The following is an 11,227-nucleotide window of genomic DNA, read 5'->3' as shown; positions in this document are numbered from 1 at the left end:
TCCAAATAACACTTTAAACCACATAAACTCTAAAAGCTCAGTGCTAATCATTAAAATAACAAGCACTAATCCTATTAGCGAAACCGCTATCGCTATTTTTTTATTTACAGCGTCCACATCTAATCCCTTTTAAGTCGCTTTTTTTCTTCTGATGCTTTTTCTGTCGGCTCAGGCCAATCATTAAAAAAAACAGTTAAATAACGGCTTTTCATCAAATACCACAGTACCCATAAAACAATCATCATTTGTATGGCTAAAAATGGTGAAAATCGATAATGACTATGCGCAGCTTGAACACTTAACCATGTCAAATCAACAACGGCGCATAAAATAAGGGGCCAACGCATATGTCGCCATACTTTTGCTAACCTGTCGCTCGCACTATGCGAATCTCGAGGCCTGCGTAAGCAAAATAAAATAGTCGGTATTATTGCAACACTTCCGATTGCTATTGCGATAAAAAAGTCATTTTTATTTTTAAAAAATAACGACATTAAATCCAGTTCAGGTCTGCGGCTTAAAGCCGCTATCACCCAAATAAAATAGCCGCGTAAAAGCACAAGCACACTTAAATGAAATGCAATAGGTGTACGGTAACTTCCGTACTTATCCCAGTATTCTGGCCCATATCGGCTCATTTTTGTTTTCCTAACCGTTATGCTTTATGAGCAGCTCTATTAACTCACCTTCCGTTAGTATGTCGATACCTAGGTCTTGCGCTTTAGTTAATTTTGAACCTGCTTTTTCACCTGCTACTAGTGCATCTGTTTTAGCCGATACACTACCCGATACTTTGGCGCCTAGTTGCTGTAAGCGCGCTTTAGCATCATTACGATTAAGTGTATTAAGCGTACCTGTAAGTACATAAGTAAGCCCTGCTAGCGGCTGTTCTTCCTCAGAAGGTGCACTTAGCGCTGGCCAATTTACGCCTTGCTCTATAAGCGCATTAACAACTGCTAAATTATGCTCTTCATCAAAAAAGCCACGAACATGAGCAGCTACAATTTCGCCTACATCGCTCACCTGCGTTAAACTATCAATGCTGGCATTTATTACATTTTCAAGGGATAGGAAGTGATTTGCTAAATTTTGTGCTGTTGCTTCACCGGCTTCACGAATACCCAAAGAGTATAAAAACTTAGCAAGCGTAGTGCCTTTAGCCTCTTCAAGCGCTGTTACCAAATTTTTAGCCGACTTAGGTCCCATGCGCTCAAGTGATTCAAAATGCCCTTGTTTTAATATAAACAAATCAGCAGGTGTTTTTATAAGTTCTCTATCGACTAACTGATCAACAATCTTATCGCCAAGACCATCTATATCCAGCGCTTTGCGCGAAGCAAAGTGCTTAATAGCTTGCTTACGCTGTGCAGGACATACAAGTCCACCCGTACAACGGGCTACAGCTTCGCCTTCTACTTTTTCAACATGGGAGTCACAAATTGGGCACGTTACAGGAAACTCTATATCGCGTGCATTATCAGGGCGGCGTTCAAGCACAACTTGAGTTATTTGCGGGATCACGTCTCCTGCGCGGCGAATAATAACTGTATCGCCCACTTTTACACCTAAACGAGCAATTTCATCGCCATTATGAAGTGTTGCATTTGATACTGTTACGCCACCTACAAAAACAGGCTCTAAGCGTGCAACCGGTGTAATAGCACCCGTACGCCCAACTTGAAATTCAACATCAAGTAGTTGGGTTATTTCTTCTTGCGCTGGGAATTTATACGCAATAGCCCAGCGAGGAGCACGCGCTACAAAGCCTAAACGCTCTTGTAAGGTCTTTTGATTTATTTTTATTACTACGCCATCAATTTCATATTTAAGCTCACCACGGCGCGTTAAAATATCACTGTAATACTCAAGCGCCGCTTGTGGGCCTTCAACTAGTTTTGTTTCAGGGCAAAGCGGTAATCCCCAATCAGTCAACTTTTCTAATTGCTGATAGTGATCCTCAGGAATATTGCCATCAGCAACAAGCCCCGTACTGTAAGCGTAAAACATAAGTGGCCGTTTGGCGGTAATTTTAGAGTCGAGCTGACGTAAGCTACCCGCTGCGGCATTACGTGGGTTAACAAATACTTTATCACCACGTTTCTCAGCTTCGCTGTTTAATTTGTCAAAGCCCGCGCTGTCCATAAACACCTCACCGCGCACTTCTAGTTCTTTTGGATAATCGCCACGTAACTTAAGGGGTACATTACGAATTGTTTTTACATTTTGAGTAATGTTTTCACCAGTAAAACCATCGCCTCGAGTAGCTGCCTGTACAAGCACACCATCGCGATAAATAATCGATACAGCTAAACCATCAAGTTTTGGCTCACAACAAAATGTAAGCTCATCGGTACTCATTAAACGCTCTTTTATACGGCGGTTAAATGCAGTGAACTCTTCTTCACTAAAGGCATTATCAAGCGATAACATGGGCACTTGGTGCGCTACTTGTTCAAATTTACTAAGTGCTGCACCGCCTACTTTTTGTGTAGGTGAATCGGCGGTTAAAAATTCAGGATGCTCGGTTTCAAGTGCGCTTAGTTCGCGTAATAACCTATCGTATTCAGAATCAGGAATACTGGGGGTGTCGAGCACATAATAATTATAGTTGTGTTGCTCTAATGTAGTACGAAGATGATTAACTTGCTCACTAATGCTGCTAGACATTTAAACCTCAATAAACATAAAAAAAGCCACTTTGACGATTCACCGTCCAGTGGCTTATAAAAATATAATGTATGCGTTATTTACGCTGAAAAAGAACGAACCTGCTCAACATATTGTCTTACGCGATCTACTGTCATTTCATTTCGCTCAGCATCTAAAATTTGTGCACCAAATTCATCCGCTAACTTTTTAGCTGCGCTGTGCAACATATTAAATGCAGCTAGACCATCGCCGTCGCACGGTAACGTCATAAATAAGCTTACCCCAGCGGTACTAAACTGTTCCATATTATCAATATCAAACGTACCTGGGTTGTACATATTTACTAATCTAAATAAAACAGGGCCTTGACCAGCCGGATCTAAGTGGCGATTAAAAAAGCCTTCCTCAGAATATTTAAAACCTAAAGTGTTAACTGCCGGCAATAATTTACTGCCCTGCATACTAAGCTCTTCCGGCATTTGAATATGTACAATAACAAAGTCAGACATTTGAGCAGGTGCTTCTTCAGCGCTTTGCTCTTTTGCTTCTAGGTCATCAACTATTTCTAGGTCATCTTCAATCGGCACTTCTGGAACGCTTGTATCTATTTGCGGCTCATTTGCATCAAAGTTAAGCTCACCAAACTGTGGCTCATCACGTTCGTTTTGCATTAGCTCTTTTGGTTCAGCCTCAGTTCGAAACGGTTTAGATGAAGCTGATGCGCTTTCTTGTAATGGTTCAACCCGCTCGTTATCAGATACTTCTGGGCGGTCTTTTTTTCTCACAGACCACAATCCATGTATTAATAAACCACCAATGACAACTACACTGATAATGATTAAAACCCATCTTAATTGTTCGGCCATCCCCTCACCTTTTATTATTTGATATGCCTAAAACCTGTATATTAATTAAAAATAATACACTTGTTATAAAAATTTATGCATGTGCAAGTTGCACAGCCTGCTCTATATCTACAGCAACCATACGCGATACGCCAGGTTCTGCCATAGTAACACCTGTTAATCTACCAGCCATTTCCATCGCAATTTTATTATGACTAATATAAATAAACTGCACTGATTGTGACATTTCTTCAACCAAACGGCAAAAACGCACAACGTTGGCATCATCTAATGGTGCATCTACTTCGTCCAGCATACAGAAAGGAGCTGGATTGAGCCTGAATATAGAAAACACTAATGATAATGCGGTCAGCGCTTTTTCTCCACCACTTAACAAATGAATTGTTGAATTTTTCTTACCCGGTGGTCGTGCCATTATACTAACACCACTTTCGAGTAAATCGTCACTGGTTAATTCTAAATACGCACTACCACCACCAAAAACTTTAGGAAATAGCTCTGCAAAGTCTTCGTTAACTTGATCGAACGTCGCTTTAAAGCGTATTTTGGTCTCACTATCAATTTTACGAATTGCACCTTCAAGGGTACTTAACGCTTTTGTTAAATCATCTAATTGATTATCAAGATAATCACTACGAGCTTTAGCTAAATCAAATTCTTCAATTGCCGCTAAGTTTACTGCACCTAATTTATCTAACTGATTAGTAAATCCGGTTAACTGATTTTGCGCTGCACTTAAATTCAATGAATCAGGTAATTCATCAAGTATTGCTTTTAAGCTTTGCTTTAGCTCTTCTAATGGCTCGAGCGCAACTTGCGCTTTTATTAGTAAGCTTTGCTCTTCAATTTTTAGCTTTTGATGCTGCTCTTGCAAGCCCACCAGCTCACCTTGTGAGTTTTTAAGACTTGCTTGCTTGCTATTTAAACTTTCTTTAGCGTGAGCTAATTCTTTTTGTAGCAATACCAGTGCCTGCTCGCCTTTTTGATGCTGCGCTAAAAACTGCGTTATTTTATCGCCCAGTTCTTGCTCTGGGATCAGCAGCTCTTCTATTTCATTGAGTAATTCTTGCGCACCTTCAGATGCACTAACGTGCTCTTGCTCTGCATGGCTCAATTTGGTTTGGCTTAACTGCCATTCACTGCGTGCCTTTTGCTCTGAGAGCGTTGCCTTATGCGCTTGCGTTTTATATTGCTCAAGCATGCTTAATGCTTCGCTATAACTTTTATCACTTTGTGAGCGCAGGCTATTTGCAGCGTCTACCTCATCCGCTAAGTTAAGTTGCTGCTCATTTAACACTTCAAATTGCTCTGTTTGCTCATCAAGCACTTTATTTAATTGCAAAAGCGCAGTGGTTAATTGCTGTTTTTGTTGCTGTAACTTTTCTAGTTGCAGCTTAAAGTGCGCTACTTGCTGTTTGAGCATATCGCTGCGTGTACCGGCTACTGCTATATTTTGCGCAAGCTCATGTATGGCTTCTTTTAGCTCGCTTTGCTCGTTAATTAACTTTATTTGATCAGCTGTATGTTCATCACGAGTGTGTGTTACTTGTTTTAGCTCATCCTCGGCATTGGTTAACTGCTGAGCTTTATCCTGCAATTGCTTATGTTTTAAAAGTAATGAGTTTTCTGCATTTCGATCGGCACTTACATGCCAGTTACGACCATATAAAGCACCGTTTTTATCCATAACGGCTGTATAATAAGCATCTTTTAAGAGCGTTAGATCACCGCTCTCGCTATAAGCAATGCGCGTTAAATGATCTGGGTACACGCCGCTTGTTATGAATGCAGCTAAGCTATTTTCAGCAATGTGCTTACCACTAATTGGCCACACACTATTATCAGCTTGCTGCTGACTTACATTTAAGTTCTCTAGCGATTTAAGTGCTTGCTCTATTAAGGGCTCAAAGCCTTCTTTAACACTTAGCTGATTAAACAAACCATTAGTACTTTCACTTTCTTCATCAAGCCCTAATGTACTTTTAAGCCCTGTTATACTAGCTTTTAACTCGTTTATTGTTTGAGTAAGCGTCGAATATTGCTTTTGTGAGTTATTAACACGCTCATTTTGCACTTCAAGCTTAGCACTGCACTGCGTGTGCGCTGTTTGTTTAGCAGCAAGTTCTTGGGTTAATGTTTGTGTTTGCTGTGTTTGCTGCGTTAATTGTTGTTCTACATCGCTACTTTGTAAGTCAGTAAGCTGCGTATTTAACTGATCAATTTGCTCGTTAACGTGGCTTATTTGCTGCTGAGTTTGTTTAATGTGACTGCTATGCAGTTGCGCATTATTATTAAGTTGTTGCTGTTGCTCACACAAAGTTTGCCAGTGTGTATTGTGGCGCTGCTTCAGTGCTAATAATTCCTCAAGCTCATGCGTTAACTTCCTAACTTGCTCTTCGCACATTAACGCGTTTTCACTTGCCTCTTGCAGGGCTTCATTTAGTTGCTCGCACACAATTTGCTGCTGCGTTTTAACTTCAGTGCTATGGGTTTGGCGTTGCTGTAATTTAATTAAATTTTGTTTAAGCGTTTGAGTTTGTTGCTTTACATTTATTTGCTGTTGCTCAGCGCGGGTAAGCTCGGTGTGTATTACATGTTGCTGATGCTGTGCATCGCTTAGTTTATCTTGCTTGGCTTGTACTTGCCCTTCTAAGCTTGCAAGTACATCGTCATGCCCTGAGTTAGCAGTTTTAAAAAAAGAAATTTGATCGTTCAGTTTTTTAATTAGAGTACTTTTTTCAAGTTGTTGCTGATGTAACTTTTGCCATTTTAAAACCGCAATTTGCCCTTTTAGCGTTCGCTCTTGCGCTTTTAACTCTCGGTATTTTTTTGCATCAACCGACTGCACAGCCAATTTATCTAACTGGCTTTGCAGCTCTTTTCGCACATCTAACAAACGTTCAAGGTTTTCGCGGGTGCTTTTAATGCGTGTTTGTGTTTCGCGGCGGCGCTCTTTGTATTTAGAAACACCAGCGGCTTCTTCTAAAAATACACGTAATTCTTGTGGTTTACTTTCTATTAAGCGCGAGATCATCCCTTGCTCAATAATCGCGTAACTACGCGGACCAAGACCTGTACCTAAAAATATATCGGTAATATCACGCTTACGGCATTTACTGCCATTTAAAAAGTACAGCGATAGCCCGTCGCGCGTTACTAAGCGTTTAATTGCAATTTGGTTTCTGTCGGCAAATGTATTAGAAGGACTACCTTTATCGTTATCAAAAACAAGCTCTACAGAAGCTTGTGATATGGCTTTACGATTAGTTGAGCCATTAAAAATAACGTCGGTCATGGCATCGCCACGCAGGTTTTTAGCAGAGCTTTCACCTAGCACCCATCGTACTGCATCAATAACGTTAGATTTGCCACAGCCATTAGGGCCTACAACACACGTCATTTGATCAGGAAATGGAATTTTAGTGGGCTCTACAAACGATTTAAAGCCCGCTAATTTAATAGTGCTTAAGCGCATCTTATTGTTATTACCAATTTATTATTGTTATTTGTCATAAACAATTTAACCCATAATTTACTAATAGATTAAGCTTGTCGTTTAAAGTTATCTAAAATAATACCGGTCGCCATTGCAACATTAAGTGACTCTGCTCCACCAAAAGCGGGAATGGTGATTTTATTGGTCACTAACTTTGCACATGTCTCGCGTATACCATGCGACTCACTGCCCATTAGCAAAACGCCTGAGCCCGTAAATTGGGTTTTATGTACACTTTGTCCATCTAAAAAAGCACCGTAAACAGGTAAATTTAAAGACTGTAAGTAATCAGGTAAATCTACTTGGCTTACCGATACCCTTACAAATGAGCCCATTGTGGCGCTAATTGTTTTAGGGTTGTAAGCGTCTGCGCTGTCGGTGCTAGTTACTATATGTTTAATACCGTACCAATCAGCTACTCTAATTATTGTGCCTAAGTTACCAGGGTCTGATACGCCATCAAGCGCGAGTATTAAGCCATTTGCTTGTGGTAAAGCTGCCTTTGGCATATCAACAATAGCAATGGCTGCATTATTGCTAACTAGCGTGCTCGCTTTAGTGAGGGTCTCTTCATCCGCTTCAATAAAATTAGCGTGCTGATACTCACCTTGGTACGCATTTATAAATTCGTTTGTAGCAAAAATATTAACCGCATTTAATGGGCTGTTTAATAACTCAAGTACGTTTTTTTCACCCTGTACAAGGTATTGATTATATTGCTTTCGGTACTTTTTTTGGCCAAGTTGGCGAATAAGTTTGAGTTGGTTTTTTGAAATCATAACAGCCCCATAAAATTATCCAGCAAGTATAACAGATTTCGTTATAACATCTGAACTCGAAAAGCAGCGAATAGGGCTAATTTATCTTACTCGCACTTCTTTCAAAGGTCAGATTAATGCGAATAAACATCCCTTTTATTGCCTCTAATTGGTTTGAATCACCAACAGATGCGGCTAATTCGTTATAAAGATTATCAGACGCTTGCTTAAAGTTTTCATCAAACTTACCTTTGGTAGCCAGCATAAATGCATCAGCCAACGTGCGTTGCCACTCATTTAAATATTTTAGCTTTGTGTCACCAGCAAGATTTTCGCAAATTGAGTTTAATCGCACTGAGGCATGTCCTAAGTTTAAACCGGTTAGGGCAAGGTCAGTAATGGCGCGTGAGTGTGAGCCCTGATCGTAATTAGTTAAGCGTATTAACCTATCTGCCATGCGGCGGTTGTACCAAATACTCGGAGTTTGATGGGTATTTATTTCGAGTAAATCTTTATAGGTAGCCTTAAAAACACGATGAACAAGTAACTGAACACTTGGTCCTGTAAATAACTGAAAAATCCAAAATAAAATACTCACGCCAGCAAAAATCGCGATTGCAGAGCTGAGTGTATAATCAATTGAAAAAGCTAGGCTCATATCCGTGCTGGGTCTAACCAAAATAGTAAATGGAATACAAAACCCTAAGCCGTATGGCAGCGTTTGTTGATCAGCGAGTAACAGCAAACCCAAAAAATACGGACCAGCTAATACAAGCAACAATATTTCTAATTGCCCACCACTTTGCGACAGTAAATTTAACGCATAAAAAATAGTTACAAAAGTAGCAACAATTATACCTGCCAATAAACGTTTAATTACAACCTGTAAAATAGCCAAGGGTATTCTCGACAGCATTATCGAAAATATGACCGGTAATATCATAATTAATAATGCAGCTGAAGAACCTGTATTAATCCAAATAAATGCGCCGATAGAAAACACCAAAGCAGTTCTAAATCCAACAATAATGCCAGCTAATGGGTCGCGATATGTAAGCATACTGGGTGCATTTAATAATGTTTTATCGCGTTGTTCTAAAGCTCTGTATGCCCGTAGTAAAATTGTTAAGTCCGCTGCCACTTCTAAGCTCACATTGAGCATGTGAGATTCAAATGGCGAATCACACACCGTATTTGCTCTATAGTCGGTTAGCTCTTTACGCAGCGTTTTAACTTGTTCGGCGCAGTAATCAAAATCGTCAGATTCTTTAATTTGCGCGAATACGTGTTTAAGTTTACTTATTAATTTGTCTAATGTGGGAGTAATAAGGTCTGCGTGGTTTCGTTGCAGGCGACCAATTATTTGAATTGAAGCCAGTAAAGAAAGTACTTTTTGCGACAATTGATTTGCAGCACGTGAGCGCCCTGGACCTTTTGGCCCTTCGTACCTTACTGCGCTGGAGTCTTCGTTTATTGATCCTAATGTTGCCATAATGCCATCTATTTGCTGATGGCGATTTTCGTGCGAGCCTTTAGAATCAAGCTCAGTTACTAAATAATCTAACGTTTGGTTTATAACCGACCGCGCTTGTACTTGCAGTAAGTGTTTAACTTTTACAGGCCAAAACAAATGGCTCACAAGGCCTGCACATATTGAGCCTATTACTATTTCACTCACGCGCGCTTGTGCAATATCAAATATGCTTTGGCTGCTCACCATTGCCGGAGTAACCATGACTAAAAGTACAATAATAGCGGCTGTTACACCTGCCATAGCAAACGCATAAACAAAGTTTGCTTGGCGTACCATTGCCGATAACGCAGAGTTTACCCCCAACCATAATGCCAATGCACCGAGCGCTAAATAAGGGTAGAGAATTAACTGAGTTAAAAGCAATATGCCAAATAAACCACCCACTATGGTGCCTATTATTTGGCAAATTGCTTTTTCAATAACCAATCCGCTTTGCGGGCGTAATTGCAAAAATATAGCCGAGACTAACGCCCAATAAGGTCTTTCAAGATTAAGCCACATAGCAATAGTAAGCGCCATTACCATGGCTATAACGCCCTTAGTCGCAAAAATAATTGCCTGTTTTTTAGGAAAAAACAAATTTTGTAATACAACGCCCACTGTCTTCCCCTTAACGTGTAGCGAGATGTATTGTGGCGGTCATTCCTGCGCTTAACTGTGTATCTTCGGGCAATGAATCTAACTTAATATCAACAGGAATACGTTGCGATAAACGTACCCAATTAAATGTTTGTTGTACTTGTGGTAAAAGCTGCCCGTTACTTTGTGTATTCGTATTTGCAATTGCTTTACCTACACTCACTACATGCCCCGTTAATTGCTTACCACCGCTTAAAAGCGCTATTTTAGCTTTTTGATCAGGATAAATAAGCGATATTTTACTCTCTTCAAAGTAACCCGTTACGTAAAATGAATCTGACTGCACGATAGCAAACACAGGTGTGCCTTGAGCTACATAGTTACCTTGGCGTAAATTCAGATTAATTATTTGCCCCGATGCAGGCGCAACAATTTTAGTTCTATCAACATTTAATTGCGCAATTGTTTGCTCTGTTTTAGCTAGGTTATAATTTGCCTCAGCAATTTTAGTATTGATACGTGTTGATTCTAGCGTTTCTTCACTTATTGCCTGTTGAGTGTTTAGCTCAACACGTCTTTCGTATTTATGTTTAGCAAGCTCCCATGTATATAGCGTATTTTCTGTATTGGCTTTACTTTTATCAAGCGCTGCTTGGTAACGCTTTTGATCAACATTAAAAAGTACTTCGCCTTTTTGTACGTTTTGACCATCTTTAATGTTTAAAGCAGTCACCCAACCCGACACGTCTGGAGCAACTGTAACTATGTCTGCTCGAATGCGACCGTCGCGCGTCCAAGGAGTATGCATGTAGTCAGTCCATACCCAACGCCCAGCAAAAACCGCAGCTATAACAACCAAGATAGTAAAAGTAATACGCAGATATTTAATCATTCAATTTATCTTCCACTTAGTAAATAGACGGCCAGTGCCAAGTAACAAACAAATAGTGACACTTCAAACCAAGCCACTTTCCAAATACGGTCATGCCAATCTAGTCGATGCAAAGCAAAACGAGTCAGCGCTGTTAAAATAAACGCAATTGGGAAGTAAACAATCAGCGGGCTAAACTCTAATCCCCCTAACACGACTGCTTGAAACATAATAAATATCCTAATGTTATTTAAAGCGGTGATAAAAGCTGTAAAACCTAAATAAATTTACATCCTCACTACTCTTACAATCTATTATTTTGGCATATAAATCAATTAGCTTAATTGTACGTAGGTGTGCTTAATACATAATTAATGCCATTACATTTAAGCAGCATTAACTATGTATAGTAGCTAAATCGCATATTAAAAAGCTAAAGATCCCAGTTACCAGCCAAATAAATAAAACCAGCGA

The 11,227-nt window shown here is 39.9% G+C and carries 8 protein-coding genes; all 8 read right to left on the bottom strand.

The genetic code is table 11. The annotated features are described in order from the left end of the window. Window positions 1-119: 119 nt before the first annotated feature. The 8 genes from GQR46_RS09825 to GQR46_RS09790 all read right to left on the bottom strand — a co-directional run bounded on the left by GQR46_RS09825 (window position 120) and on the right by GQR46_RS09790 (window position 10,983). Window positions 120-638, bottom strand: a complete 519-nt coding sequence (locus GQR46_RS09825; RefSeq protein WP_165740837.1) for a DUF2919 domain-containing protein — start codon at window positions 636-638, stop codon at window positions 120-122. 10 nt (window positions 639-648) lie between these two features. Then, a complete protein-coding gene (gene ligA, locus GQR46_RS09820) occupies window positions 649-2,667 on the bottom strand; it encodes an NAD-dependent DNA ligase LigA (protein ID WP_165740836.1) in 2,019 nt (672 codons plus the stop codon). 80 nt (window positions 2,668-2,747) lie between these two features. Then, window positions 2,748-3,515, bottom strand: a complete 768-nt coding sequence (zipA, locus tag GQR46_RS09815) for a cell division protein ZipA (RefSeq protein ID WP_165740835.1) — start codon at window positions 3,513-3,515, stop codon at window positions 2,748-2,750. Window positions 3,516-3,588: 73 nt separating this feature from the next. Then, complete coding sequence (locus GQR46_RS09810) at window positions 3,589-6,990, bottom strand: AAA family ATPase (RefSeq protein ID WP_165740834.1); 3,402 nt, start codon at window positions 6,988-6,990, stop codon at window positions 3,589-3,591. Window positions 6,991-7,058: 68 nt separating this feature from the next. Beyond that, entirely contained in the window at window positions 7,059-7,790 is a 732-nt protein-coding gene (locus GQR46_RS09805) for an RNA methyltransferase (RefSeq protein ID WP_010555372.1), read from the bottom strand. A 76-nt stretch (window positions 7,791-7,866) separates the two neighbouring features. Continuing rightward, on the bottom strand, window positions 7,867-9,903 hold the full coding sequence (locus GQR46_RS09800) for an FUSC family protein (protein WP_165740833.1): 2,037 nt from the start codon (window positions 9,901-9,903) through the stop codon (window positions 7,867-7,869). A gap of 10 nt (window positions 9,904-9,913) precedes the next feature. After that, window positions 9,914-10,774: an HlyD family secretion protein gene (locus tag GQR46_RS09795; protein ID WP_165740832.1), complete on the bottom strand. Its 861-nt coding sequence runs from the start codon at window positions 10,772-10,774 to the stop codon at window positions 9,914-9,916. Window positions 10,775-10,779: 5 nt separating this feature from the next. After that, window positions 10,780-10,983: a DUF1656 domain-containing protein gene (locus GQR46_RS09790; protein ID WP_008171772.1), complete on the bottom strand. Its 204-nt coding sequence runs from the start codon at window positions 10,981-10,983 to the stop codon at window positions 10,780-10,782. Between the last annotated feature and the right edge of the window lie 244 nt (window positions 10,984-11,227).

This window comes from Pseudoalteromonas sp. Z1A6 (assembly GCF_011378745.1).
Lineage (GTDB): Bacteria > Pseudomonadota > Gammaproteobacteria > Enterobacterales > Alteromonadaceae > Pseudoalteromonas > Pseudoalteromonas arctica.
Note: the sequence above shows the minus strand (reverse complement) of the source record. Positions and strands in the feature narration are given on the sequence as shown.

Excerpts from the sequence above, each read along its gene's own strand:
- GQR46_RS09795 (WP_165740832.1), bottom strand. The coding sequence starts at position 10,774 with ATGATTAAATATCTGCGTATTACTTTTACTATCTTGGTTGTTATAGCT.
- GQR46_RS09810 (WP_165740834.1), bottom strand. The coding sequence starts at position 6,990 with ATGCGCTTAAGCACTATTAAATTAGCGGGCTTTAAATCGTTTGTAGAG.
- zipA (WP_165740835.1), bottom strand. The coding sequence starts at position 3,515 with ATGGCCGAACAATTAAGATGGGTTTTAATCATTATCAGTGTAGTTGTC.
- GQR46_RS09825 (WP_165740837.1), bottom strand. The coding sequence starts at position 638 with ATGAGCCGATATGGGCCAGAATACTGGGATAAGTACGGAAGTTACCGT.
- ligA (WP_165740836.1), bottom strand. The coding sequence starts at position 2,667 with ATGTCTAGCAGCATTAGTGAGCAAGTTAATCATCTTCGTACTACATTA.
- GQR46_RS09790 (WP_008171772.1), bottom strand. The coding sequence starts at position 10,983 with ATGTTTCAAGCAGTCGTGTTAGGGGGATTAGAGTTTAGCCCGCTGATT.
- GQR46_RS09805 (WP_010555372.1), bottom strand. The coding sequence starts at position 7,790 with ATGATTTCAAAAAACCAACTCAAACTTATTCGCCAACTTGGCCAAAAA.